The 26224-nt window shown below is 61.6% G+C and carries 27 protein-coding genes; 6 read left to right on the top strand and 21 right to left on the bottom strand.

Annotated features, from left to right (window positions below):
* Positions 1–68: 68 nt before the first annotated feature.
* On the top strand, positions 69–1019 hold the full coding sequence (locus ACZZ0A_RS28700; RefSeq protein ID WP_007915937.1) for a DnaJ C-terminal domain-containing protein: 951 nt from the start codon (positions 69–71) through the stop codon (positions 1017–1019).
* 23 nt (positions 1020–1042) lie between these two features.
* The gene (locus tag ACZZ0A_RS28705; protein ID WP_016984795.1) at positions 1043–1348 is read left to right on the top strand and encodes a chaperone modulator CbpM; all 306 of its coding nucleotides are present in this window, start codon (positions 1043–1045) and stop codon (positions 1346–1348) included.
* A gap of 186 nt (positions 1349–1534) precedes the next feature.
* Here ACZZ0A_RS28705 and ureC read toward each other — a convergent pair whose 3' ends face one another.
* From ureC to cbiE, 21 genes are all read right to left on the bottom strand, one after another.
* Positions 1535–3235, bottom strand: a complete 1701-nt coding sequence (ureC, locus tag ACZZ0A_RS28710) for an urease subunit alpha (RefSeq protein ID WP_007915945.1) — start codon at positions 3233–3235, stop codon at positions 1535–1537.
* A 294-nt stretch (positions 3236–3529) separates the two neighbouring features.
* Positions 3530–3835 (bottom strand): urease subunit beta, encoded by a 306-nt coding sequence (locus ACZZ0A_RS28715; RefSeq protein WP_007915947.1) that lies wholly within the window; start codon positions 3833–3835, stop codon positions 3530–3532.
* Positions 3835–4368 (bottom strand): GNAT family N-acetyltransferase, encoded by a 534-nt coding sequence (locus ACZZ0A_RS28720; RefSeq protein WP_016984790.1) that lies wholly within the window; start codon positions 4366–4368, stop codon positions 3835–3837. The genes ACZZ0A_RS28715 and ACZZ0A_RS28720 overlap by 1 nt, the downstream gene beginning before the upstream one ends.
* 5 nt (positions 4369–4373) lie before the next feature.
* On the bottom strand, positions 4374–4907 hold the full coding sequence (locus ACZZ0A_RS28725) for a GNAT family N-acetyltransferase (protein ID WP_007915950.1): 534 nt from the start codon (positions 4905–4907) through the stop codon (positions 4374–4376).
* 9 nt (positions 4908–4916) lie between these two features.
* Positions 4917–5219: an urease subunit gamma gene (gene ureA / locus ACZZ0A_RS28730; protein WP_003221215.1), complete on the bottom strand. Its 303-nt coding sequence runs from the start codon at positions 5217–5219 to the stop codon at positions 4917–4919.
* A 437-nt stretch (positions 5220–5656) separates the two neighbouring features.
* A complete protein-coding gene (locus ACZZ0A_RS28735; RefSeq protein WP_414893222.1) occupies positions 5657–6496 on the bottom strand; it encodes an urease accessory protein UreD in 840 nt (279 codons plus the stop codon).
* A 43-nt stretch (positions 6497–6539) separates the two neighbouring features.
* Positions 6540–7238, bottom strand: coding sequence for an urea ABC transporter ATP-binding subunit UrtE (urtE, locus tag ACZZ0A_RS28740; RefSeq protein WP_007918914.1), 699 nt, complete (start codon positions 7236–7238; stop codon positions 6540–6542).
* 143 nt (positions 7239–7381) lie between these two features.
* Positions 7382–8251 carry an urea ABC transporter ATP-binding protein UrtD gene (gene urtD, locus ACZZ0A_RS28745; protein WP_007918913.1) on the bottom strand — a complete coding sequence of 290 codons (870 nt, stop codon included), beginning with the start codon at positions 8249–8251 and terminating at the stop codon, positions 7382–7384.
* Positions 8248–9327: an urea ABC transporter permease subunit UrtC gene (gene urtC / locus ACZZ0A_RS28750; RefSeq protein WP_007918912.1), complete on the bottom strand. Its 1080-nt coding sequence runs from the start codon at positions 9325–9327 to the stop codon at positions 8248–8250. Before urtC ends, urtD begins: the two co-directional genes overlap by 4 nt.
* Complete coding sequence (gene urtB, locus ACZZ0A_RS28755) at positions 9327–10829, bottom strand: urea ABC transporter permease subunit UrtB (protein WP_095113528.1); 1503 nt, start codon at positions 10827–10829, stop codon at positions 9327–9329. Before urtB ends, urtC begins: the two co-directional genes overlap by 1 nt.
* A 330-nt stretch (positions 10830–11159) precedes the next feature.
* Positions 11160–12425 carry an urea ABC transporter substrate-binding protein gene (gene urtA, locus ACZZ0A_RS28760; RefSeq protein ID WP_007914554.1) on the bottom strand — a complete coding sequence of 422 codons (1266 nt, stop codon included), beginning with the start codon at positions 12423–12425 and terminating at the stop codon, positions 11160–11162.
* A 255-nt stretch (positions 12426–12680) separates the two neighbouring features.
* Positions 12681–14060, bottom strand: a complete 1380-nt coding sequence (locus ACZZ0A_RS28765; RefSeq protein WP_463544040.1) for a PepSY-associated TM helix domain-containing protein — start codon at positions 14058–14060, stop codon at positions 12681–12683.
* A 101-nt stretch (positions 14061–14161) separates the two neighbouring features.
* Positions 14162–16282 (bottom strand): TonB-dependent copper receptor, encoded by a 2121-nt coding sequence (locus tag ACZZ0A_RS28770; protein WP_463544041.1) that lies wholly within the window; start codon positions 16280–16282, stop codon positions 14162–14164.
* An 85-nt stretch (positions 16283–16367) separates the two neighbouring features.
* Positions 16368–16814 (bottom strand): DUF2946 domain-containing protein, encoded by a 447-nt coding sequence (locus ACZZ0A_RS28775; protein ID WP_150693059.1) that lies wholly within the window; start codon positions 16812–16814, stop codon positions 16368–16370.
* A gap of 21 nt (positions 16815–16835) precedes the next feature.
* Positions 16836–17315 (bottom strand): copper chaperone PCu(A)C, encoded by a 480-nt coding sequence (locus ACZZ0A_RS28780; RefSeq protein WP_150693060.1) that lies wholly within the window; start codon positions 17313–17315, stop codon positions 16836–16838.
* A gap of 48 nt (positions 17316–17363) precedes the next feature.
* Positions 17364–17762, bottom strand: a complete 399-nt coding sequence (locus ACZZ0A_RS28785) for a DUF2946 domain-containing protein (protein ID WP_007914565.1) — start codon at positions 17760–17762, stop codon at positions 17364–17366.
* A gap of 97 nt (positions 17763–17859) precedes the next feature.
* A complete protein-coding gene (locus ACZZ0A_RS28790) occupies positions 17860–18150 on the bottom strand; it encodes an addiction module antidote protein (RefSeq protein WP_007914567.1) in 291 nt (96 codons plus the stop codon).
* Between the two features lie 3 nt (positions 18151–18153).
* On the bottom strand, positions 18154–18456 hold the full coding sequence (locus ACZZ0A_RS28795) for a type II toxin-antitoxin system RelE/ParE family toxin (RefSeq protein WP_122606498.1): 303 nt from the start codon (positions 18454–18456) through the stop codon (positions 18154–18156).
* Between the two features lie 159 nt (positions 18457–18615).
* A complete protein-coding gene (locus ACZZ0A_RS28800; RefSeq protein ID WP_463544042.1) occupies positions 18616–19344 on the bottom strand; it encodes a cobalt-precorrin-6A reductase in 729 nt (242 codons plus the stop codon).
* Positions 19341–20438: a cobalt-precorrin-5B (C(1))-methyltransferase gene (locus ACZZ0A_RS28805; RefSeq protein ID WP_007914569.1), complete on the bottom strand. Its 1098-nt coding sequence runs from the start codon at positions 20436–20438 to the stop codon at positions 19341–19343. Before ACZZ0A_RS28805 ends, ACZZ0A_RS28800 begins: the two co-directional genes overlap by 4 nt.
* Entirely contained in the window at positions 20431–21642 is a 1212-nt protein-coding gene (cbiE, locus tag ACZZ0A_RS28810; RefSeq protein WP_463544043.1) for a precorrin-6y C5,15-methyltransferase (decarboxylating) subunit CbiE, read from the bottom strand. Before cbiE ends, ACZZ0A_RS28805 begins: the two co-directional genes overlap by 8 nt.
* Before the next feature lie 132 nt (positions 21643–21774).
* Between cbiE and cobG the strand changes: the two genes are divergently transcribed.
* Genes cobG through cobJ form a run of 4 tightly spaced genes read left to right on the top strand, consistent with a single transcriptional unit; the run spans position 21775 to position 26120 of the window.
* Complete coding sequence (gene cobG, locus ACZZ0A_RS28815) at positions 21775–23070, top strand: precorrin-3B synthase (protein ID WP_463544044.1); 1296 nt, start codon at positions 21775–21777, stop codon at positions 23068–23070.
* On the top strand, positions 23063–23689 hold the full coding sequence (locus tag ACZZ0A_RS28820; RefSeq protein ID WP_007914573.1) for a precorrin-8X methylmutase: 627 nt from the start codon (positions 23063–23065) through the stop codon (positions 23687–23689). The genes cobG and ACZZ0A_RS28820 overlap by 8 nt, the downstream gene beginning before the upstream one ends.
* Entirely contained in the window at positions 23686–24420 is a 735-nt protein-coding gene (locus tag ACZZ0A_RS28825; protein ID WP_007914574.1) for a precorrin-2 C(20)-methyltransferase, read from the top strand. Before ACZZ0A_RS28820 ends, ACZZ0A_RS28825 begins: the two co-directional genes overlap by 4 nt.
* Entirely contained in the window at positions 24420–26120 is a 1701-nt protein-coding gene (gene cobJ, locus ACZZ0A_RS28830) for a precorrin-3B C(17)-methyltransferase (protein WP_463544045.1), read from the top strand. The genes ACZZ0A_RS28825 and cobJ overlap by 1 nt, the downstream gene beginning before the upstream one ends.
* Positions 26121–26224: the final 104 nt, after the last annotated feature.

Here is a 26224-nt window from a genome sequence, read left to right on the forward strand (position 1 = left end):
ACCCGGCACGCGCGAATCGGCGCATGCTGGCATCGGCGCGAAATCGATAACGGATGGTGATTCCTTCGATGGACTTCAAAGACTATTACAAGATACTTGGCGTGGAGCCGACAGCAGACGACAAGGCAATCAAGGCTGCCTATCGCAAGCTGGCGCGCAAATACCACCCCGATGTCAGCAAGGAAAAAGACGCCGAGGCCAAATTCAAAGACGCCTCGGAAGCTTATGAAGCGCTGAAAAGCGCCGACAAACGCGCCGAATATGACGAGCTGCGCCGTTATGGCCAGCATGGTCAGCCGTTCCAGGGGCCACCGGGCTGGCAGAGCCGTGGTGGCTTTGGCGGCGGCGGTGCTGACACCGGCGACTTCTCGGACTTCTTCAGTTCGATCTTCGGCAATCGCGGCCCCGGTTTCGGTGGCGGCGAAGGTCGGCAACAACGCAGTGCTGGGCGCCGAGGGCAAGACGTGGAAATGGAACTGCCGATCTTCCTCGAGGAGACGCTCGCTAACGAATCGAAGAAAGTCACCTTCCAGGTGCCGCAATACAACGCCAACGGCCAGCACGTCAGCAATACCAGCAAGAGCCTGAACGTGAAAATTCCGGCGGGCGTGACCGACGGCGAACGCATCCGCCTCAAAGGCCAGGGCGCACCGGGCGTCGGTGGCGGGGCGAATGGCGACCTGTATCTGACCATTCGTTTTGCGCCACACCCGAAATTCGATGTTGAAGGCGAAAACCTGATCATCACCTTGCCGCTGGCACCGTGGGAACTGGCGCTGGGTGCTGAAGTGGCGGTGCCGACCCTGACCGGCAAGATCAACCTCAAGGTTCCGGCCGGCAGCCAGAACGGCCAGCGCATGCGCGCCAAGGGTCATGGCCTGAAAAACAAGGCAGGCGAGCGCGGTTACCTGTTCGTCCAGCTCAAAGCCGTGATGCCGAAAACCTCGGACGACGAGGTCAAGGCGCTGTGGCAGGAACTGGCGAAGAAAGCCGCGTTCAACCCGCGCGAGAACTTCTGAATTCGACGACGGAGTAGCCCATCATGAGCAGCCCCCTGATCGTTCAACTGGACCTGGCAGAATTCTGTGAGGCGGCCGATTTGTCGGACGTCTACGTGATCGAAATCGTCGAGCACGGCATCCTCGAACCTCAGGGCGCGCAGCCCCGGGAGTGGCGCTTCACCGATTACGAATTGGCGTTGGCCAAACGTGCGGCGAAGTTGCGCCGTGATCTGGAGCTGGAGTGGGAGGGCGTTGCGCTGGCGCTGGACCTGCTGGAAGAGGTGCGTGAGTTGCGTGCCGAGAACCGTATGTTGCGGCAGCGCTTGGGGCGGTTGGTGGTGGAGTAGTCAGCCTGAAAATCTTGTTGTGGCTGAGCTGGCCTAATCGCTGGCAAGCCAGCTCCCACAGGGTTTTGCGTTGGAATGTAGATCTCGGATCGGCGCAGAACCTGTGGGAGCTGGCTTGCCAGCGATGAACGATAACGCGGAGTTTCTGACTCAACATTGAAAAGGCCCCGAAGGGCCTTTTTTTGGTTAGAACAGGAAATACCGCTGCGCCATCGGCAGCGTCTCCGCCGGCTCACACCACAGCAACACCCCGTCAGCCTTGACCTGATAGGTCTGCGGATCAACATCGATGTTCGGCAGATAGTCGTTGTGAATCAGATCGGTTTTCTGCACGTCACGGCAGCCCTTCACTACGCCAATCTTTTTCTTCAAACCCAACGCTTCCGGCAGCCCGGCTTCCTGCGCAGCCTGACTGATAAAGGTCAGGCTGGTGGCATGCAGCGAGCCGCCGTAGCTGGCGAACATCGGGCGGTAGTGCACCGGTTGCGGTGTCGGAATCGAGGCGTTGGCATCGCCCATCAGGCTGGCGGCAATTGCACCGCCCTTGAGGATCAGCGTCGGTTTCACACCAAAGAATGCCGGGCGCCACAGCACCAGATCCGCCCATTTGCCGACTTCGATCGAACCGACTTCATGGCTGATGCCATGGGTGATCGCCGGGTTGATCGTGTATTTGGCGATGTAGCGTTTGGCGCGGAAGTTGTCGTTGCCTGCGCCGTCCTGCGGCAGTGGGCCGCGCTGTTTTTTCATCTTGTCGGCGGTCTGCCAGGTGCGCGTGATGACTTCGCCGACGCGGCCCATGGCCTGGCTGTCGGAGCTGATCATCGAGAATGCGCCGAGGTCGTGAAGAATGTCTTCGGCGGCAATCGTTTCGCGGCGGATGCGGCTTTCGGCGAAGGCGACGTCTTCGGCAATGCTCGGGTCGAGGTGGTGGCAGACCATCAGCATGTCGAGGTGTTCGTCGATGGTGTTGCGGGTGAACGGCCGGGTCGGGTTGGTCGAGCTCGGCAATACGTTAGGGAAGCCGCAGGCCTTGATGATGTCCGGTGCGTGACCGCCACCGGCACCTTCGGTGTGATAGGTGTGAATGGTGCGGCCCTTGAACGCGCCGAGGGTGGTTTCGACGAAACCGGATTCGTTGAGGGTGTCGGTGTGGATCGCTACCTGCACATCGAACTGGTCGGCGACGTTCAGGCAGTTGTCGATGCTCGCCGGGGTGGTGCCCCAGTCTTCGTGCAATTTCAAGCCGATGGCGCCGGCCTTGACCTGCTCGATCAACGGCTCCGGCAGGCTGGCGTTGCCTTTGCCGGTGAGGCCGATGTTCATCGGGAAGGCGTCGGCGGCCTGAAGCATGCGCGCCAGGTGCCAAGGCCCGGAGGTGCAGGTGGTGGCGTTGGTGCCGGTGGCAGGTCCGGTGCCGCCGCCGATCATGGTGGTGACGCCGCTCATCAGCGCTTCTTCGATCTGCTGCGGGCAGATGAAGTGGATGTGCGTGTCGATGCCGCCGGCGGTGAGGATCATGCCTTCGCCGGCGATCACTTCGGTGCCGGCGCCGATGGCGATGGTCACGTTCGGCTGCACGTCGGGGTTGCCGGCCTTGCCGATCGCGGCGATGCGCCCGTCCTTGAGGCCGACGTCGGCTTTGACGATGCCCCAGTGGTCGATGATCAGCGCGTTGGTGATCAGCGTGTCGACGACTTCGGCCGCGAGCAGTTGGCTTTGGCCCTGGCCGTCGCGGATGACTTTGCCGCCCCCGAACTTCACTTCTTCGCCGTAGGTGGTGAAGTCTTGTTCGACTTCGATCCACAGCTCGGTGTCGGCTAGGCGCACCTTGTCGCCGACGGTGGGGCCGAACATGTCGGCGTAGGCTTGTCTGGAGATTTTCATGCAGCGTCCTTCAGGAAAATAGTGGTGAGCCATCGACCCTCACCCTAGCCCTCTCCCAGAGGGAGAGGGGACTGTGCGCGGTGGGCCGGCTATCGGTGATCAGCTCCGCAGAGGGGACTGTTCGCGGTGGATCGGCTATCGGTGATCAGCTCCGCAGAGGGGACTGTTCGCGGTGGGTCGGCTATCGGTGATCAGCTCCGCAGAGGGGACTGTTCACGGTGGGGCGGCTGTCGGTGATCGGCTCCCTCTCCCTCGGGAGAGGGCTGGGGTGAGGGGCAGCGGTGCACGCCGATATCAGAGATCACCCATGACCCGTCCGGCAAACCCGAACACCCGCCGATGCCCGGCGTAATCGACCAGCTCGACTTCGCGACTCTGCCCCGGCTCGAAGCGCACCGCCGTCCCCGCCGGAATATTCAGGCGCATGCCACGGCTCGCTGCACGATCAAAGGTCAGCGCGTCATTGGTTTCAAAAAAGTGATAGTGCGAACCGACCTGGATCGGCCGGTCGCCGCTGTTGGCGACTTTCAGGCTGACGGTGCGACGGCCGACGTTGAGTTCGATGTCGCCGGGCTGGATCTGGTACTCGCCAGGAATCATCACTGGGCTCCTTGCAGAATCTTGTAATAGAGGGCGGTCGGTCGATAGGTGCCGTGCGGGTCGCAGGCGTAATCGGGAATCTGGCCCGCGCGGGTGTAACCCAACGCCTTGTAGAAATCTTCGGCGGGCGAGCCGGCCTCGGTGTCGAGGTAGAGCATGCCGCGCTTGTGTTTGGGCGCTTCGAGTTCCAGCGCACTCATCAATTGCTGACCGAGACCGCGACGCCGTGCGTGTTCGCGCACCAGCAGTTTCTGCACCTCGGCGCGGTTGAGACCGTTAGCCTTCTGACACAGGCCCAGTTGCACACTGGCCAGCACCTGCTCGTCCTTGACCACCACCCAGAGCAGCACGCTGCCTTTGTTGACGTTGTCCTGCACCTCATCGAAATAGGCGCGCGCCTGAGCCGCATCGAGGTCGGCCATGAAGCCGACACTGGCGCCGTAACCGACCGCATCAAGCAGCAGATCAATCAGGCCCTGACGGTAGTGGGCAAAACTTTCAGCATTGACGCGGCGCAGTTGGGCGGCGTTCATCGGTGTCACTCCTTGTTGGCGTCAGGCGGCTCCGCGCCAGGGTTGAGGGTCAGTTGCATGAAGGTCAGGTCGAGCCAGCGGCCGAACTTGGTGCCGACCTGCGGCATCTGCCCGGTGATGCTGAAACCGGCGCGCTCGTGCAGGCGAATCGAGGCGGCGTTGCCGCTTTCGATGGCGGCGACCATCACGTGTTTGTCGCAGGTTCTGGCGCGCTCGATCAGCGCTGCCATCAATTGCGGGCCGAGGCCGTTGCCGCGTTGATCGCTGCGCACATAAACCGAATGTTCGACGGTGTGGCGAAAGCCGTCGAACGGCCGCCAGTCACCGAATGAAGCGTAGCCGAGTACGCTGTTGTCACCGTCGATGATTACCAGAATCGGATAGGCCTGGGCCTGACGCGCGCTGAACCACGCCTGGCGGTTGCCGAGGTCGACGGCCTGTTCATTCCAGATCGCCGTGGTGTTGATTACGGCATCGTTATAGATGTCGCGGATCGCCGGTAGGTCGGCGTGGACGGCGTCGCGAATGGTGTAAGTCATGGCGTAGCCTCAGACGATCGGTTGGTGGACGGTGACCAGTTTGGTGCCGTCGGGGAACGTCGCTTCGACCTGGATCTCCGGGATCATTTCCGGGATGCCTTCCATCACTTGTTCACGGCTGAGCAGGGTGGTGCCGTAGTGCATCAGCTCGGCCACGGTCTGGCCGTCACGCGCGCCTTCAAGCAGAGCGGCGGAGATGTAGGCCATGGCTTCCGGGTAATTGAGTTTCACGCCGCGCGCCAGACGCCGCTCGGCGACGAGGCCGGCGGTGAAGATCAGCAGCTTGTCTTTTTCGCGTGGGGTCAGGTCCATTGTGGGGTTCCATCAGGGCAGATTTGTGAGGTTCTTGCCGGTGTGGGGTGCCAGTTGGAGCAGCCCCTCACCCTAGCCCTCTCCCGAAGGAGAGGGGACTGATCTCGGTTGTTTTCAATGGCCGGTTCAGTCAGCGGTATTCGTTCAGTCAGTTAAATTCATTTCAAGCGACTCGGTCAGGCTCCCTCTTGCGAAGGAGAGGGGACTGATCTCGGTTGTTTTCAATGGCCGGTTCAGTCAGCGGTATTCGTTCAGTCAGTTAAATTCATTTCAAGCGACTCGGTCAGGCTCCCTCTTGCGAGGGAGAGGGGACTGATCTCGGTTGTTTTCAATGGCCGGTTCAGTCAGCGGTATTCGTTCAGTCAGTTAAATTCATTTCAAACGACTCGGTCGGGCTCCCTCTCCCTCCGGGAGAGGGCGGGGGGTGAGGGTTGCTTTCAGGTGTTCCATATTCTCGGTGACACCGCCTCGCGATCCAGAAGCACCGGACGCAGCAAGCGCCATAAATCGATGAGCCAGGCCCGTGCGAGCAACGCTTCACTGGCCAGACAACGGGCAACCAAAAGTCCCGGCAATTGCGTCAAATCCCCGCGAACCTGGTGATCCAGCGAGCGGCAGCGCTCCAGCAACTCAGCCTCAATCTCACCGGTCACCAACAACGTTGCAAACACCGGATTGCCATCCAGGCCAATCGGCGAATCAAGCAAACCGTCATCACCGACAATGCGCTGGCGCTCGTGCCAGAGCAATCGGCCATCGCGGCGAATATCCAGGTGCGCCTGAAAATGCCCGTGGTCAAAACGTTCGCCACTGGCCGGGCGACCCAGCGCCACCACATCCCAGTAAAACAGCCGTGCATCACCCTCAAGTTCAATCGAAGTGCTCAGCTCAGCCTGCGCGGCGCTATAGACGATGGTTTCCTGCGGCAGCCATTCCAGCGTCCCGCCGGCTGCCACTTTCAAATCCAGTTTTTGATACGCCGGCCCACCCGCGCGATACCACTTGGCGGCACCGGGGCTGGTGATCTGCGCCCAGGCGTCGGCTTCGACGCGCGCGCTGATGTCCAGCCGATCACCGCCGGCAATCCCGCCCGGCGGGTGGACGATGATGTGCTGACAGACTTCAGGGCCTTCGGCGTACAGGTGCTTTTGCACCCGCAGCGGCCCGAGGTGTCGGCGCATGACCGGGCGCGTGCAGTCGCCGAAACGGGCATAAGCGAGTTCCAGCGCGGCGTGCCAGCTCGGGGTAAACAGGGCAGGTGCAACAGTCGAATTCATGGTGTGTAATTATCGTTAGGAAGCTACAGATTAATTCGTTGTACTAGATCGTTACCAGCCCGCGTACACCCTCGGCCTCCATATTTTCACCGCGACCCTGCTGGACGATTTCGCCCCGGGACATCACCAGATACTGATCGGCCAGTTCCGCGGCGAAATCGTAGAACTGCTCGACCAGCAGAATCGCCATATCACCGCGCGCCGCGAGTTTCTTGATCACCGCGCCGATCTCCTTGATCACCGAAGGTTGAATGCCTTCGGTAGGCTCGTCGAGGATCAGCAAGCGCGGGCGGCTGGCCAATGCGCGACCAATCGCCAACTGCTGTTGCTGACCACCGGAGAGGTCGCCGCCGCGACGCTGCTTCATTTGTAGCAGCACCGGGAACAATTCGTAGATGAAACTTGGGACTTCCTTGGCTTCACTGCCGGGAAAACGCGACAGACCCATCAGCAGATTCTCTTCCACGGTCAGGCGGCCGAAGATTTCCCGGCCCTGTGGCACGTAGGCAATCCCGGCGTGAACCCGCTGGTGTGGCTTGAACGTGGTGATCGGTTTGCCTTCCCAATTGACTACGCCTTCTTTGGCCGGCAGCAGGCCCATCAGGCATTTGAGCAGGGTGGTTTTGCCGACACCGTTACGGCCGAGCAGGCAGGTGACTTCGCCGACTTTCACGTCGAAGGAGAGGCCACGCAGGATGTGGCTACCGCCGTAGTACTGGTGCAGCTTGTCGACTTGCAGCATTTCCAAATTCTCCCTGTTGCACACAGAACCCTGTGGGAGCTGGCTTGCCAGCGATAGCGGTGGATCAGTCGGCATTAATGCTGGATGTGCCGGCCTCATCGCTGGCAAGCCAGCTCCCACAGTTTTGATGAGTGTTTGCAGCTTCAGCGGCCGAGGTAAACCTCAATCACGCGCTCGTTTTCCTGCACTTGCTCAAGCGAGCCTTCCGCCAGAACGCTGCCCTGATGCAATACGGTGACGTGGTCGGCAATCGAGCCGACAAAGCCCATGTCATGCTCCACCACCATCAGCGAATGCTTGCCCGCCAGCGACTTGAACAGTTCAGCCGTGAACTCGGTTTCCGCATCGGTCATACCCGCCACCGGCTCATCGAGCAGGAGCAATTGCGGATCCTGCATCAGCAACATGCCGATCTCGAGAAACTGCTTCTGACCGTGGGAGAGCAAGCCTGCCTGACGATTGACCGAGGTGGTCAGGCGAATCGTCTCCAGCACTTCGCTGATTCGATCTTTTTGCTCGCCGCTCAAGCGCGCACGCAAACTGGCCCACACCGACTTGTCGGTTTTCTGCGCCAGTTCCAGGTTTTCAAACACGCTCAGCGCCTCGAACACCGTCGGCTTCTGAAACTTGCGGCCGATGCCGGCCTGAGCGATTTGCACTTCACTCATTTGAGTCAGATCCAGCGTTTCGCCGAACCAGGCTTTGCCGTGACTCGGCCGAGTCTTGCCGGTGATCACGTCCATCAGCGTGGTTTTACCCGCGCCGTTAGGGCCGATGATGCAGCGCAATTCGCCGACGCCGATGTACAGGTTGAGATTGTTCAGCGCACGAAATCCATCGAAGCTGACGCTGATGTCTTCCAGTGTGAGGATCGTGCCGTGACGGGTGTCGAGGCCCGGGCCGACGCGCTGGCCGAGGCCGATCGAGTCGCGGCTGGTGCCGGCGTCCTTGTTCGGTTCGACGGGAAAGAAGGCCGGTTCCAGCATGAATTCAGCGCTCGCCGTGACTCTCATTGTTCACCTCGTTTCTTCAGCAGACCGATCACGCCTTTGGGCAGGTACAGCGTCACGACAATGAACAGCGCGCCGAGAAAAAACAGCCAGTATTCCGGGAAGGCCACGGTGAACCAGCTCTTCATGCCGTTGACCACACCGGCGCCGAGCAGCGGGCCGATCAGCGTGCCGCGACCGCCAAGGGCAACCCATACCGCTGCTTCGATGGAGTTGGTTGGCGACATTTCGCTCGGGTTGATGATGCCCACTTGCGGCACGTACAACGCCCCGGCCAGGCCACACAACACCGCACTCAACACCCACACGAACAGCTTGAAACCGCGCGGGTCGTAGCCGCAGAACATCAAGCGGTTTTCCGCATCGCGCAGCGCAGTCAGCACGCGGCCGAACTTGCTCTGCGCCAAGCGCCAGCCGATGAACAGGCTCGCCACCAGCAACAACACCGTCGCCAGAAACAGCACCGCACGGGTGCCCGGTTCGGTGATACCGAAACCGAGAATCGTGCGGAAATTGGTAAAGCCGTTGTTGCCGCCAAACCCGGTCTCGTTGCGGAAAAACAAGAGCATGCCGGCGAAGGTCAGGGCCTGGGTCATGATCGAGAAATACACGCCTTTGATCCGCGAACGGAAAGCGAAGAAACCGAAGACCAGCGCCAGCAATCCCGGCGCCAACACCACCAGACACATCGCCCAGATAAAGTTGCTGGTGCCGGTCCAGTACCACGGCAATTCGCTCCACGACAGAAAGGTCATGAACGCCGGCAAGCCATCGCCGGCGGCCTGACGCATCAGGTACATGCCCATCGCATAACCGCCGAGAGCGAAGAACAGGCCGTGACCCAGCGACAGCAAACCGGCGTAACCCCAGACCAGATCCAGCGCCAGGGCGACGATGGCGTAGCAGAGGATTTTGCCAACCAGCGTCAGCGTGTACGCCGAGATGTGCAGCGCATTGTCGGGCGACAATAACGACAGCAGCGGCAGGGCGATCAGCAGAGCGAGGATTACCGCGCCAATCGCGAGGGTGATTTTCGGCCCGGCCTTTTGCGTGGCCGTGACTAACAGAGGCTGGTTCATCAGTCGATCACCCGTCCTTTCAGTGCGAAGAGGCCTTGCGGACGTTTCTGGATAAACAGAATGATCAGCGCGAGGATCAGGATCTTGCCGAGCACCGCACCGATCTGCGGTTCGAGAATCTTGTTGGCGATACCCAGGCCGAAGGCTGCAAGCACGCTGCCGGCCAACTGGCCAACACCGCCGAGCACCACCACCAGAAATGAATCGATGATGTAGCTTTGGCCGAGGTCCGGGCCGACGTTGCCGATCTGACTCAGCGCTACGCCGCCGAGGCCGGCGATGCCCGAGCCGAGGCCGAAGGCGAGCATATCGACGCGCCCGGTCGGCACGCCGCAGCAGGCGGCCATGTTGCGGTTCTGGGTAACGGCGCGCACGTTGAGGCCGAGGCGGGTTTTATTCAGCAGCAACCAGGTCAGTACGACGACGAACAGTGCGAACGCGATGATGACGATGCGGTTGTACGGCAGCACCAGATTCGGCAGCACTTGAATGCCGCCGGACAGCCACGCCGGGTTGGCCACTTCAACGTTCTGCGCGCCGAACAACAGGCGCACCAGTTGAATCAGCATCAGGCTGATGCCCCAGGTGGCGAGCAGGGTTTCCAGTGGGCGGCCGTAGAGGTGGCGAATCACCGTGCGCTCTAGCGCCATGCCGATCGCCGCCGTGACAAAGAACGCCACCGGCAGCGCAATCAACGGATAAAACTCAATCGCTTGCGGTGCGTAGCGCTGGAACATCAACTGCACCACATACGTCGAGTAGGCGCCGAGCATCAGCATCTCGCCGTGGGCCATGTTGATCACGCCGAGCAGGCCGAACGTGATTGCCAGACCAAGCGCTGCCAACAGCAGAATCGAACCGAGCGACATGCCGCTGAACGCCTGGCCGAGGATCTCGCCGATCAGCAGTTTGCGTTTGACTTGGGCGAGGCTGGTTTCGGCCGCCGTGCGTACGCCGGCATCGGCTTCGACGCCGGGTTCGAGCAAACCTTCGAGGCGCGTGCGCGCCAGTGGATCGCCGGTTTCGCCAAGCAATCGCACCGCCGCGAGTCGTACGGCCGGATCAGTGTCGACCAGTTGCAGATTGGCCAGCGCCAGGCTCAGGGCGGCATGGACGCTTTCATCTTTTTCGCCAGCGAGTTGCTGGTCGAGGAATTTCAGCTGCGCGGGTTTCGCGCTTTTCTGCAATTGCTGCGCGGCAGTCAGACGGATTTTGGCGTCGGCGGCGAGCAATTGATGGCTGGCCATCGCGGTGTCGATCAGACCCCGCAGGCGATTGTTCAGGCGCAGGGTTTTCGGTTGGCCGTCGATCGTCAGCTCGCCTTGTTGCAGGGCGTTGAGCAATTCGATACGCGCCGGGTCGGGCTGCGCGGCCCAGGTTTCCAGCAGTTTGGCTTGTTGCACAGGATTGGCCGCGACGAAGTCTTCGGCGTCGCCGGCATGGGCCAGCATTGGCAGCAATAGTGCGATGGCTATGAGAAAGCGGTGTATGGCAGTGGGCATTAGTGGTGTCCTGTTCAACCGCCCCCTCACCCTAACCCTCTCCCAGAGGGAGAGGGGACTGACCGAGGTGTCTGGACGATGTGCTGCGACCTGCGAATTCGAGTCGAACTCAGGCTTTGAAAAGCATGAAGATCGGCTCCCTTTCCCCCTCTCCCTCTTGAAATTGAGGGGACTGACCGAGGTGTTTGAACGATGTGCTGCGACCTGCGAATTCGAGCCGAACTCAGGCTTTGAAAGGCATGAAGATCGGCTCCCTTTCCCCCTCTCCCTGAGGGAGAGGGCCGGGGTGAGGGGGGGGATCTAAAGCCCGCCTCAAAAACTGAATCCGCCTCAGTTGCTCTTCACCGCATAATCCGGCTTCTTGTCGTTGCCCTGAATGAACGGGCTCCACGGTTGCGCGCGGATCGGCCCTTCGGTCTGCCACACCACGTTGAACTGACCATCAGCCTGAATCTCGCCGATCATCACCGGTTTGTGCAGGTGGTGATTGGTCTTGTCCATGGTCAGCGTGTAACCCGACGGCGCGGCAAAGGTCTGGCCGGCGAGGGCTTCGCGGACTTTGTCGACGTCGGTGGATTTGGCTTTTTCCACCGCCTGCGCCCACATATGAATGCCGACATAAGTGGCTTCCATCGGGTCGTTGGTCACGGCTTTGTCGGCGCCCGGCAGGTTGTGTTTCTTCGCGTAGGCCTTCCAGTCAGCGACGAATTTCTTGTTCTGCGGGTTCTCCACCGACTCGAAGTAGTTCCACGCCGCGAGGTTGCCCACCAGCGGTTTGGTGTCGATGCCGCGCAGTTCTTCTTCGCCGACCGAGAACGCTACAACCGGTACGTCGGTGGCTTTCAGACCCTGGTTGGCCAGCTCTTTATAGAACGGCACGTTGGAGTCGCCGTTGACGGTCGAGATGACCGCAGTCTTGCCACCGGCGGAGAATTTTTTGATGTTGGCAACAATGGTCTGATAGTCGCTGTGGCCGAACGGCGTGTAGACCTCTTCGATGTCTTTGTCGGCGACGCCTTTGGAGTGCAGGAACGAGCGCAGGATCTTGTTGGTGGTGCGTGGGTAGACGTAGTCGGTGCCGAGCAGGAAGTAGCGTTTGGCGCTGCCACCTTCTTCGCTCATCAGATATTCAACCGCCGGGATCGCCTGCTGGTTTGGCGCGGCGCCGGTGTAGAAGACGTTCGGCGACATCTCTTCGCCTTCGTATTGCACCGGATAGAACAACAGGCCATTGAGCTCTTCGAACACCGGCAATACCGATTTGCGCGACACCGAGGTCCAGCAGCCGAACACCACGGCGACCTTGTCCTGAGTCAGCAGCTGCCGGCCTTTTTCGGCGAACAGCGGCCAGTTCGATGCCGGGTCAACCACCACCGGTTCGAGCATCTTGCCGTTCACACCGCCCTTGGCGTTGATCTCGTCGATGGTCATCAGCGCCATGTCTTTGAGCGACGTTTCGGAGATCGCCATGGTGCCGGACAACGAATGCAGAATCCCGACCTTGATGGTCTCGGCGGCCTGGACAGTCCAGGTCATGCCCATCGCGGCAATGGATGCCGTGAGTGTGAAAGCCTTGATCAAACTGCGACGCTTCATTGTGCGATCTCCATGAACGTTTGAAGTTTTTTTGGTTGGCAGATGCGGACGACTGAAGGGTGTTTTGCAAGGGCTGTGCCCGGTCGGGTTTTGGCAAGAAAATGTCGTGTTAGAGCGGTTGACTGCATGGCGCATGCACCACGAAGGAACGTCCATGGCGCGTTGGTGCAGGCCGCCGCGCCAGATTGGGGCGCAAAAAAATCCCGTGCAGGCGACCCTGCACGGGATTGGCGTTGAAGAAGATCGAGTGCGGGTTCAGGAAGAAGTCGAGGCAGACCCGGTTGGTCGGTTCATCCGCGCCAGTAGCAATCGATCCAGCAACCACACCACCACCAGCGAAGCCCCCACCAGCGGAAACACCACCGCCAGCGCCAACATGATCACCACCCCGGTTTTCCACTTCGGCAAATCATGACGCAGCGGCGGCACACCCAATTTGCCTTGCGGCCGACGCTTCCACCAGATCACTACACCGCTGACGGCGCTGAGCAGAATCATCAGGCAGATCAGCAGCACGACAATCTGGTTGAAGGTGCCGAACATCTTGCCTTCGTGAAGCATTACGCCGATTTCCGTGGCGCGGGCAACGCTGCCGTATTGTTCGAAACGCACATCGGCGAGGACCTTGCCGGTGTATTGATCGACGTGCAGGGTCGCATCGTTGCGCGGGTCATCGGCGAACACAGCGATGGTGAACACGCCGGTGGCAGTGGTCGCCAGGGTGATGCTGTAGCCCGGCTCGACTTTGCGCTGGGTGGCGATGTTTTGCACGTCTTGCAGGCTGATGGCGGGTGCTGCGGGCTCCGCGTTGGTGGCGCCGTGATTCATGTGTTCGGCGTGGTCGCCGGACATCGGCATCGGCGTGTTTTCCATCGCCCAAGGCACGGTCTGGCGGGTGGCGCTGTTAAGGGTTCGCGCCTCGACGTCGGAGGTCGGCACGTTGTCCCACATCGCCGCCGGGAACACGTTCCACACCTGCGCGTATTGCTTGCCCCAGAAGCCGGTCCAGGTCATGCCACTGAGCAACATCACCAGCAGCAAGGTCGCGCCCCAGAACCCGGTGACCGCGTGCAGGTCACGCCACAACACGCGACCGCGACTGTTCAACCGCGGCCACAGAATCCCCGCGGCCTGACCGCGCGGCCACCACAGGAACAGGCCGGACACCACCAGCACCACGCCCCAACCGGCGGCCATTTCGATAAGGCGGTCACCGACGGTGCCGATCATCAATTCGCCGTGGATCGCCCGGGCAATGGCCTGCAGGTTCTGCTTGGCATCCTGCTCGCCGAGGATGTCGCCGTGGTACGGATCGACGAAGATGTTGAGTTCCTGGCCGGCGTTTTTCACCACAAACTGTGCGCTGCGTTCGGCGTTCACTGGCGGCAGATACTGGGTGACCTGGCCTTGCGGATAGGCACTTTTCACTCGTTGCAGCAGGTCATCGGCCGGGACAGTGTGATGCCCTGCGGGGACGTTGAGCAGGCTGCTGTACATCAGCGAATCGAGTTGCGGTTTGAACAGGTAAATGATGCCGGTCAGGGCCAGCATCACCATGAAGGGGGCGACGAAGAGACCGGCGTAAAAATGCCAACGCCAGGCCAGGTTGTAGAAATTCGGTTTGGGCTGTTTCATCACGTGTGCTCCGCTGGGCGAATTTTTCTAGATCAAGAGATCGCAGCCTTCGGCAGCTCCTACAGGGGTACATGCGGGCTGCGATCTTTTGACTTTTCTTGTTAGAAACTCATGTCGACCTTGGTCCAGAGCGTGCGCCCCGGCTCATTGATCGCTTGCGGGTCATTGGCCGGGTAGCCGAACCCGGCGTTGCCCGCCAGGTTCAGGTGTTCGGCGTAAGCTTTGCCGAACAGGTTGTCGACGCCGCTGCTGACCTTCCAGTTCTTGTTGATCCGATAGGCACCGTTGAGTGAGAACACGCCGAAGCCCGAACTCTTGTCGTAATCCTTGCCGACCACGTTGCCCTTGTTCTGGTCGATACGGTTCTGCGCGGCAACCACCCTCCACAGTGCGCCGGCGCTCCAGTTGTCTTCGCTATAGGTCAGACCGAAGCGTGCATCCAGTGGCGGCATTTGCGGCAGGGCCGTGCCGTCGCTGCTGTTCTTGCCCCAGGCGTAGGCCAGGGTCGCATCGGCTTTCCAGTTATCGGTGAGTTTGTACGCGGCACCGAGTTCACCGCCCATGATTCGCGCGTCGATGTTCTCGGCGCGCGAGGTGCTCATGCCCATCATTCCCGGGGAGTAGTCGAAGAGGATGTAATCGCGGACTACACCGATGTAACCCGAGGCCCAGGCTTCGAGGTCGGCGCGCTTGTAGTTCACGCCGAAGTCGAACTGGGTGGTCTTCTCGGGTTTGATCGAATCGAACGCGTTGACCGATCCCGCCGGGCCGGACTTGGGCGAAAACAGCTCCCAGTAATCCGGGAAGCGTTGCGCGTGGCCGAGGCCTGCATAGAGCGTGGTCGGGCTGTCGGCGAGGTCATGCTCGTAACGGACGAAACCGCTCGGCAGGGTATCGGCACGGGTGTCGTCGGCGGTCGGGTTCGGGCGAGTCATCATTCCCGAGCCGGTGGTTTGCCGGTAATCCTTGGCCGAAGCGCGGTCGACGCGGGCGCCAGTGATCAGGCGATCACGGTCGGCGGCGTACCAGGTCATTTCGCTGAACACGCCGTAGTTATGGAAATCGGCGTCCTTGCTGTACGGCTGATCCTTGTAGGTGTCGATGCCCATGCCGCTGCGCTGGCGGTGCTCGTTGGTCTGCGCGTCGAGGCCGGTGATCAACTGAATATCAGCCCAGCGCCAGGTCGCTTTGATCCGCGCGCCGAGGGTGCGGCGGTCGACATTGGACGCCATCGGCCCCGCCATCATGCCGGTGCCGGACGGCGTGCGCAGGGTGTAGTTGTCCATAACGTGGTCGGCGTAGTTGTAGTAGACCTGCGCTTCGAGTTTCTCCAGCACGTCCGTGATATTGGATTTTTCGAAACGCAAACCGAGGCTCTCGCGCAGGAACTGCGAGCCGTCCATGCCGCGTCCGGCGTAGCGCGCTTCGCCATCGCCCTTGCCGGCGGTGAGTTCGATCAGAGTGTCGGCGTCCGGGGTCCAGCCGACCGCGATGTCGCCGTTCCACTTGTCGTAGCGCGAGGCGACGATGTCGTTGTTGCCGTCGCGGTAGTCGTCGGAATGCGCGGTGTTGCCGATTACTCGCACGTAGCCCAACGGGCCACCGGCAGCGGCGTCGACAACCTTGTCAAAACGTCCGTGGGAGCCAGCCAGAATGCTTGCGTTCACGCGGGTGCCGAGTTCGCCGAAGCTCTCCGGCTCACGATCAAACAGCACCGTACCCGCCGACGCGCCCGGACCCCAAAGCACGGTTTGCGGGCCTTTGATCACGGTCAGTTTGTCGTAGGTTTCCGGCGAGATGTACGAAGTCGGCGCGTCCATCCGGCCCGGGCAGGCACCGAGCATCATGCTGCCGTTGGTGAGAATGTTCAGGCGTGAGCCGAACATGCCGCGCAGCACCGGATCGCCGTTGGTGCCGCCATTGCGTACCAGTGCGAAGCCCGGAATGGTTTTCAGATAATCGCCGCCGTCACTGGCCGGCACTGGTTGGCGTGGATCTTTTGGATTGGTGACGATGGTCAGCGGCGAGCTCGGGGCGATTGCGGTAATCACCGTCGGGCTGAGTTCTTCGTTGTGCGCGGCGTGATCATCGGCCAGCACCAGCGGGGACAGCAGAACGCCGCAAAGGACGGCGGTAGCGTGCCTGAAACGAATCCGCGATTCGTTCAAAGCGAAGGACGCCGGGGCAGAACCCAAGCGTGGAACAGCAGTAAACCTGGACATGACAATTTCCATCAAACAGTCGTAAACGACACGGCCGGCAGCCTGAAGCTGTCTTCTCCACCGTGTGCAATCAAAGGTGCGGTGTTTACGCTGCGACGGGCGGGGCGCGGGTGCGGGCGCCGGGGAAGAAGGTCTGCCGGGCGTGGCCCAGACGTGGATAGGGCGGGGTGAAGGTGTTCAGCGGCGGAATATTGAAGGCGACGAAATCGCCGCCACCGGTCAGTGCCGGGCAATTGAACAGCAGGCTGCAATAGCCGCACTTTTCCCACAGCACGTGGTGCGAGGATTGTGGCGGGCAGTGTTCGGCTGAGGGCTTGGCGTCGTGGCCGCTGTGATCCATGCCCGGCATGTCCATCGACATGTCCATGCGCATTGGCATCGATGTCGAGGCGTGTTGATCCATCGGCATCGACTGAGAAATCAGTGGGCCGATGAAGATCATCAACATGGCGAACAGGGCGATCCAGCTGCCGCGGGTCAGGTGTTGAGTCTGACGGCGTTGCCGGGAGGGCCTGGCGCTCAGCGGGCGCATGGGCGGAGTCTGCCGGAAGGCTTACTGAGCGTGCGCGTGGGCCTGCGTGGTTTCCGGTGGTTTCTTCTGCACCGAGACTTCGACGGTGACGTCACCGGCCTTCTCGAAATGCAGCGTCAGCGGGAAGCGTTTGCCATCGCTGAGCAGGCTGCGATCGGTCGGATTGAGCAGCATCACGTGATAGGCCATCGGCGCGAACGTCACGTTGCCACCGGCCGGAATGGCCACGCTCTTCACTTGCTGCATCTTCATCAGATCGCCCTGCATGACGTGCTCGTGCAGTTGCGCTTCCTCAGCAATCGGCGTTTTCACGCTGAGCAGGCGATCATCAGTCTTGCCTGCGTTGTGAATGATGAAATAGGCAGCAACGGTTGGCGCATTCGGCGGCAGTTCCTGCGACCACGGGTGGGCGATCTCAAGTTCGCCGGCCTTGTATTCGTGGGCATGGGCAAAGCACGCCGGCAACAGCAGCGCAGCGACGATGATGAGTTTGTTCAACATGGCAGTTCTCCAGAACGATTTGAAACGCAGGTCAATTGCGCGAACAAATCAAACCAGAGGGGAAGCGCGGGGATTGAGACTCGGCCATTGCTGGCGCGGAGTGGGTGTTTGCAACGAGGCGGGTGCGACGCTGCGGTTGCTTTCGTAGCGGGCGAAATACAGCTGCGGCGAATGCCCCGGCAACGCCACCAACGGCGCCGAGCCCGAGCAGCACCAGCAATGCTGCATGTTCGAATGAGTGTCGTTGCTCGGGGCCTTCTGATCGGTGGCGCCGATGTTGATCGCCACCATCTTGGTCCCGCTGCCGGTGCAGAAACTGCTCCAGAGCAACTGTTCGGCCGGTGAATTGGCCGCCTGCGCCATCGCCCCGGTCATCGGCATGGCGAGCATGTTGAACAGCACTGCAAAGCAGGCGATCCAGGCAATTGCTAGCCGGTGTCGGTTCATGGGACAGATCCATTGGGTGGGCGATCAGGCGCGGCTATTTAGCCTGATCAGGGCCGATAAGTAAAAAAGCGTCGTGCGGTTTGGTGTCGCAGCGCGTTCACAGTGTTACGGCATGCAATCGCAAACCCAGAGCCTTCATGACTTTCATGATAGTTGCGAATTCGGGATTGCCAGTGCTACTCAGCGCTTTATAAAGACTTTCGCGGCCCAAACCTGCATCCCGCGCCACTTGTGTCATGCCTTGAGCCCGGGCGATGTCATTGAGCGCTGCACGGATAAGGACGCCGTCGCCTTCATCGTCGTCAAAACAGGCATCCAGATACGCCGCCATGTCCTCGGGAGTTTTGAGGTACTCGGCGGCGTCAAAACGGGCGAATTCTTCGGTCATGATTTACTCCTCATTTCCGATGTTATGAGCCATCTGCACGGCGCGTTTGATATCTCTTTTTTGTGTCGATTTGTCGCCCCCGATCAGCAGTAGATAAATCACTTCGCCTTTGCGTGTGAAGTACATCCTGTAACCGGGGCCGTAATGAACACGCATTTCATAAACAGTGTCACCGACGAACCCGCAATCACCGAAGTTGCCATTTTCGGCTGTTTTAATTCTGGAGATGATTCGGCCTTTCCCTTTGATGTCTTTCAAGGAGTCGAGCCATTCGGAAAATATGCGGGATCGTTCAAAAGCGATCATGTCGGGATCGTATTCCTTGGGATACAAGCTGGCAAGCCGCTTTTCTTGGCTGTCTGCTTGTCGGGATTAAAGGAACCGAAGTATTGGGGTGAGGATGTAGTGAAAAACAGTCGGCTGCGTCCTCAAAAATTGCAGGTAAATTCGCAAATAAATTCGAAGTCAGGAAAAGTCTGACGTCGTCAGGGCTTCAAGGACTTCAGACGCTGATCGAAATTCCCGATCAACCTCTGGCAACCCCGGTCGCTTCAACACAATCACCGGCACCCCACGCTCGCGCGCCACTTCCAGCTTCGGCTCGGTCGCGGTGCTGCCGCTGTTCTTGCTGATCAACACATCGATCTGCCGTCGCTCGAACAGCGCTCGCTCATCCTCCAGCAGAAATGGCCCGCGCGCGCCGATGACTTCGCAGCGTTGGTTGCCGGGATAGACGTCGAGGGCGCGCAGGGTCCAGAACTGGTCGGCGGGGATTTCATCGAGGTGTTGCAGCGGTTCGCGGCCGAGGGTGAACAGCGGTCGGCGAAACGGCTTGAGGGTCGCGATCAACTCGGCCCAGTCGCTGACTTCGCGCCAGTCATCACCGGGTTGCGGCTGCCATGCCGGACGGCGCAAAGCCCAGCAGGGGATGCCGCTCAGTCGCGCGGCGGTCGCGGCGTTCTGGCTGATCTGTGCGGCGTAGGGATGCGTGGCGTCGAGCAACAGATCGATGCCTTCGTCACGAATGAATTGCGCCAGACCTTCAGCGCCCCCGTAGCCACCGACGCGCACCTGACAAGTCAGATCCGTCGGCACCCGGCCAACCCCGGCGAGGCTATAGATATGTTCTGCCCCCAGCGTGCGAGCAATTGCCAGCGCTTCCGTGACGCCGCCGAGCAGCAAAATCCGCTTCATGCAAAACCTCCGGCCTGCCCGACAATCCCGCCCTGACGATCAATCGCAAACACCTCGACCTGCACCTGCGCCGGCACCACGCTGCGGGCAAAATTCAGCGCATGGCGGCAGACTTCATCACCGAGGGCGATCCCCGCCGCACTGGCCATGGCCAATGCTTGCTGACTGGTATTGGCCTCGCGAATGCCTTGCTGCAACGCCGCATCGGCGCCAATCGCCGCCGCCCACTCCGCCAGTTGCGGCAAATCAATACTCGAATGCCGCGAGTGCAGGTCCATGTGCCCGGCGGCCAGTTTGCTGATCTTGCCGAAGCCGCCGCACAGGCTGAGTTTATCCACAGGCACTTTGCGCACATGCTTGAGCACTGCACCGACAAAATCGCCCATTTCGATCAGGGCGATTTCCGGCAGGTTGTAGACCCGACGCATGGTGTCTTCGCTGGCGTTGCCGGTGCAGGCGGCGATGTGCAGATACCCGTTGGTCTTGGCGACGTCGATACCCTGATGAATCGAAGCGATGTAAGCCGCACAGGAAAACGGCCGGACGATGCCGCTGGTGCCGAGGATCGATAATCCACCGAGAATGCCCAGCCGTGGGTTCATGGTTTTCAGCGCCAGCGCTTCGCCGCCCTCGACATTGACAGTGACGTCGAAGCCGCCGCCGTAGCCGGTCTCGGCGGCGAGCAGGCTCAGGTGATCGCTGATCATCTTGCGCGGCACCGGGTTGATTGCCGGCTCACCAACGCCGAGCACCAGCCCCGGCCGAGTCACGGTGCCCACGCCGGCACCGGCATTGAAGCGAATTCCCGGCTCACTCAGCAGCCGCACCCGCGAGTAGAGCAGCGCACCGTGGGTCACGTCGGGATCGTCACCGGCATCCTTGATCGTCCCGGCCTCGGCGCCGTCGTCGGTCAAACGACAGAACTCCAGGCGCATCTGCACCTGTTTGCCCTTCGGCAACACGATCTGCACTGCATCGGCGGACAGCCCGCCGAGCAGCAAGCGTGCGGCGGCAAGGCTGGTGGCGGTGGCGCAGCTGCCGGTGGTCAGGCCGCTGCGCAGGGGCGCAGGTTGTTCGGCGGTTTCGTCACGCATCGAGGGGTTTGACCAGATCGAGCAAAGTGATCGGCAACGCCTGCCGCCAGGTGTCGAACTCGCCGAGCGGTTGCGCCTGGGCGACATGGATGCGCGTCAGCTCGCCACCGTAACGTTCGCGCCAATTCATCAGGGCCACTTCGCTTTGCAGGGTCACCGCGTTGGCGACCAGACGGCCACCGGGTTTGAGCTGTTCCCAGCAGGTTTCGAACACGCCTTCACGGGTCACGCCGCCGCCGATGAAAATCGCGTCCGGGCGCTCCAGTCCGACCAGCGCCTGCGGTGCCTTGCCGCGAATCAATTGCAGACCGGGCACACCCAGCGCATCGCGGTTGTGTTCGATCAATCGCTGGCGACCTTCGTCGGCTTCAATGGCCAAGACGCGGCAACTCGGGTGCGCGCGCATCCACTCGATGCCGATCGAACCGCTGCCGGCGCCGACATCCCAGAGCAGTTCGCCGGGGGTCGGGGCGAGACGGGCGAGGGTGATGGCGCGTACGTCGCGCTTGGTCAACTGGCCGTCGTGCTGGAATGCCGAATCCGGCAGTCCGGCCAAACGTGACAGGCGCGGGGCGTCGGCGTCGGCCAGACATTCGATAGCGATGACATTGAGGTCGGCCACCGACGTCGCATTCCAGGCATTGGCGGTGCTGTCGATGCGCCGTTCGGCGTCACCGCCAAGATGCTCAAGCACGCTCAGGCGACTCGAACCAAATCCGCGCTCACGGAGCAATTGCGCAACAGCAGTCGGACTCTGGCCGTCGTTGCTTAGCAACAACAGACGCACGCCACTGAACAGTTGTGCATTGAGTGCCGCCAGTGGTCGGGCCACCAGCGACAGCGTCACCACCTCCTGCAACGGCCAGCCGAGACGAGCAGCAGCCAGTGAACAGGACGACGGCGCTGGCAGGATCAGCATTTCCTCGCTTGGCACCTGGCGGGCGAGGCTGGCACCGACGCCGTAGAACATCGGGTCACCACTGGCCAGCACGCAGACCGCTTCGCCACGCTGCGCCAGCACCGGCGCGAGGGCAAACGGGCTGGGCCACAATTGCCGTTCGCCGCGAATACACACCGGCAGCAAATCCAGTTGACGCTGGCCACCGACGATCCGCGAGGCGCCCAGCAGGGCACGCCGGGCGTTTTTGCCCAGGCCCTTGAAGCCGTCTTCACCGATTCCCACTACCGTCAGCCAGGGTGACATCTATATTCCTCTAAACACGCCGTTCCGACGGGCAGTCTTTTCATGCCAGCGGACAAAGCAGGCATAATACCGCGCCTTCGCCCGCGAAGCGCCTTTCCCACGCAGCCGGTCAGCCCCTTGAACGAACACCCGATGTCCACCGCCTTACGCCCCTCGGCCTGCCCGGGGTTGCTGCGTATCGTCCAGGCACTGGACGGCGGTATCTGTCGGATCAAACTCAACGGTGGTTCGATCAGCGCCGATCAGGCTGACGCGGTGGCCGACGTTGCCGAACAGTTCGGCGGGGCTATCGAGGCGACCAACCGCGCCAATCTGCAAATCCGTGGGATCGGCCAGCAATCTGCGGCACTGATCGAAGGCTTGCTTGCCGCCGGTCTTGGTCCGCGCACGGCGGCCGCTGACGATGTGCGCAACCTGATGCTCAGCCCTGCGGCCGGGATTGATCGGCAGATGCATTTCGACACTCGAGGCCTCGCCGGGCAGATCCTCGACACCTTGCAAAGCCATCCCCGGTTCCACGAGCTGAGCGCCAAGTTCGCCGTGCAACTCGATGGCGGTGAAGCACTGGCGATGCTCGAACATCCCCATGATCTGTGGTTGTCAGCGTTCGAGTGTGACGGTGAAACCTTGTTGGCGTTCGGTCTGGCCGGTTGCCCGACGGATCGCGCGGTCGGCGCAGTGGCGCTGGAACACGGCCATGCACTGGTGGTTGCGGTGCTGGAATTGTTTCTTGAGTTGGCGCGGCCCGAGCAGACGCGCATGCGCCATTTGCTCGACGAGTTGCCGCTCTCGGCGTTTATCGGGCAACTGAGCACGCGCTTGCCGATCAAGCCGATCAGCCATTGGCAGCGCGCGGCCGTGGCGGACGATCTGCACATCGGCGCTCATCCGCAAAATACCTCGGGGCGGGTGTACATCGGTGCAGTGCCGGCGCTGGGCCGTCTTGATCCGGTGATGCTGCGCGGGGCGGCGCAACTGGCCCGCCAGTTCGGCAATGGCAGCCTGCGCTTCACCCCTTGGCAAAGCCTGCTGCTGCCCGACGTCAATGCAGGTGATGCGGTCCAAGTGCTGGAAGGTTTTCAGCGACTGAACCTGCAGACCCGCGCTGGCGAACCGCTTGCACGGCTGATCGCCTGCACCGGTTCCAATGGCTGCGGCAAAGGCCTGGCCGACACCAAGCAGGACGCCCGCCTTCTGGCGACGTTGCTGCCTGCTGCCCTCAACATCCACCTCAGTGGTTGCTCGCGCTCGTGCGCCGCCGCCCACTGTGCCCCGGTGACGTTGCTGGCCGTCAATCCCGGTCTTTACGACCTCTATTTTCGCGATGCGACGCTGCCGGGTTTCGGCGCGCTGCACGCACGCAACCTTACTATTGAAGCGGTCGCGACCCTGCTCGCCACCCGCTCTCGGAGCCCCCTTGATGCTTGATTACATCCGCGACGGTCAGGAGATTTATCGCAACTCCTTCGCGATCATTCGCAGCGAGGCCAATCTGGCGCGCATCCCGGCCGATCTGGAAAAACTCGCGGTGCGGGTGATCCACGCCTGCGGCATGGTCGAAGCCGTCGACGGCCTGCAATTCTCCGAAGGTGCGGGTAAGGCCGGGCGCGATGCGCTGGCCGCCGGTGCGCCGATCCTCTGCGATGCGCGGATGGTCTCCGAAGGCGTGACCCGTGCACGCCTGCCGGCCAATAACGAAGTGATCTGCACCTTGCGCGACGAGAGCGTGCCGGAGCTGGCTCGCGAGTTGGGCAATACCCGCTCCGCCGCCGCACTGGAACTCTGGCGTCCGCACCTGGAAGGCAGCGTAGTGGTGATCGGCAACGCACCGACCGCACTCTTCTATCTGTTGGAGATGCTCGACGCCGGGGCACCGAAACCGGCATTGATTCTTGGTTTCCCGGTCGGCTTCGTCGGCGCTGCCGAATCGAAAGCCGCGCTGGCCGCCGACAGCCGTGGCGTACCGTTCGTAATCATGCAAGGCCGTCTCGGTGGCAGCGCCATGGCCGCCGCCGCCGTCAATGCCCTCGCCACGGAGATCGAATGATGCAGGCCAAAGGACGTTTGATTGGTCTGGGCGTCGGCCCGGGTGATCCGGAACTGATTACTGTCAAAGCCCTGCGCCTGCTGCGCGAATCGCCGGTGGTGGCGTACTTCGTTGCCAAGGGCAAAAAGGGCAACGCGTTCGGCATCATCGAAGCGCACCTGCAAGACGCACAGAATCTGCTGCCGCTGGTGTACCCGGTGACCACCGAAGTGCTGCCGGCTCCGCTCTCGTATGAACAGGTCATCAGCGATTTCTACGATGAGGCTGCCGAAACCATCGCGGCACACCTGGATGCCGGTCGCGATGTCGCGGTGATCTGTGAAGGTGATCCGTTCTTCTACGGCTCCTACATGTACCTGCACGATCGCCTCGCCAGCCGTTACGAAGCGCAAGTGGTGCCGGGCGTGTGCTCGATGCTCGGCGGCGCTTCGGTGCTGGGCGCGCCGCTGGTGTATCGCAATCAGAGCCTGTCGGTGCTTTCCGGCGTGTTGCCCCATGAAGAGCTGAAGCGACGTCTGGCCGATGCCGACGCGGCGGTGATCATGAAGCTGGGGCGCAACTTCCCCAAGGTGCGTCAGGTGCTGGAAGAACTCGGCTTGGCCGAGCGTGCGCTGTACGTCGAGCGCGCAACCATGGCCAATCAGAAGATCGTGCCGATGGATCAGGTCGAGCCGATGTCGTCGCCGTACTTCTCGCTGATCATCGTGCCGGGCGAACGGTGGCAAGGCTGATGACTCAATCCACGCCAGCCATCGTCATTCTCGGTCAGGGTAGCCTGGCCACCGCACGGCGCATTCAGCAGGTCTATCCGGCGGCGCAGATCCACGGCCTCGCCGGGCGCGTCGAAGGCGCCGATTGCACCTATCAGGAATTCGGCGCGACCCTGCGCGCGCTGTATCAGCAGGACACGCCGATCATTGCCCTGTGCGCGGCCGGCATCGTCATCCGCACGCTGGCGCCGCTGTTGCTGGAAAAGGGCGCCGAGCCGGCAGTGCTCGTGGTGGCCGAAGACGGCAGCGCCGTGGTGCCGCTGTTGGGCGGCCTCGGCGGGGTGAATGTCATGGCGCGGGACATCGCTGCCGGGCTGCAAGTCGCTGCGGCGATCACCACCAGCGGCGAGTTGCGTTTTGGTACGTGCCTGCTCAATCCCCCGAGTGGTTACGCGCTGGGCGATCTGGAACTGGGCAAGCGTTTTGTCTCTGATCTGTTGGCCGGCCACAGCGTGCGCATCGAAGGCGCGGCGCCGTGGCTGGATCAGGCGCAACTGCCGGAAGACCCACAGGCGCAGCGCTCGATTCATATCGGCAGTGCCGCGCGTGAAGCGAGCGCCAGTGAGTTACTGATCTATCCACGCAGCGTGGCGGTGGCGGTGAGTGCTGAAATCGTGGACCTGGCGGATGCCGTTCGCAGTGCGTTGCTGCAGGCGCAAATCGCCGTGCCGTCGCTGGCCTGTCTGCTGGCCAGCGAGACGCAAATGGCTTCGCCACGTTTGCGTGAAGCGGCGCTTGAGCTGGGAGTGCCGCTGCGCTTTGTTGCGGCGCAAAGCGACATCGAAAATCTGGCACGTGCCGCAGTGCCTGAGGCTGCAGTCGTGGTCAGCCACGGCATGGCAATCGCGGTTGCCGAGCAGCCGTTGGATGTTTCGAACATTGGCCGGCCACGCGGTCGTCTCGCGGTGATCGGCCTCGGCCCCGGCGCTGCCGAACTGATGGTGCCGGCGGTGAAAGCCGAATTGGCTCGCGCCACCGATGTGCTCGGTTACGAAACCTACGTACGCATGGCCGGTCCTTTTCGCGACGATCAAGTGCAGCACTGCACCGATAACCGCGAAGAAATGCAACGCGCCCGTCACGCGTTCAGACTGGCCGCCGAGGGGCGTTCGGTGATCGTTGTGTCCTCGGGCGACCCGGGTGTGTTCGCCATGGCTGCGGCAGTGCTCGAAGCGTTGCACGAATCGGCTGATCCGGCGTGGCACAGCGTCGATCTGGAAATCCTTCCGGGCGTTTCCGCTTCGCTGGCCACCGCCGCGCAAGCCGGAGCGCCGCTGGGCCATGACTTCTGCGTGATGTCGCTGTCGGACAACCTCAAACCGTGGTCGATCATCGAAAAGCGTCTGGATCTGGCTGCTGAAGCGGATCTGGCCTTGGCGTTCTACAACCCGATCTCCCGTGCACGTCCGTGGCAATTGGGCCGGGCGCTGGAGATTGTCGCGCAGCATCGCTCAGCTGAAACCCCCGTGGTGTTGGGCCGCGACATCGGCCGTCCGGGACAGACCCTGCGCACCACGACACTTGGCGCATTAACTCCCGAGCAGGTGGACATGCGCACCATGGTGCTGATTGGTTCTTCGACCACCTGCACGTTTGCGCGTGCCAGCGGTGGTGATTGGGTTTACACGCCGCGCTGGTACGGCGAAAAGCCGCTTTCCTGAGTGCCGAGCCGAGGCAAGTTGTAAATAAGTTGCCTCGGTGTGACATCAAGTCGAAATTCATTCCCGGACGATTAATTTTGAATTACGGCGGTGCATCCGTTGGG

This window comes from Pseudomonas sp. AC242 (assembly GCF_979258655.1).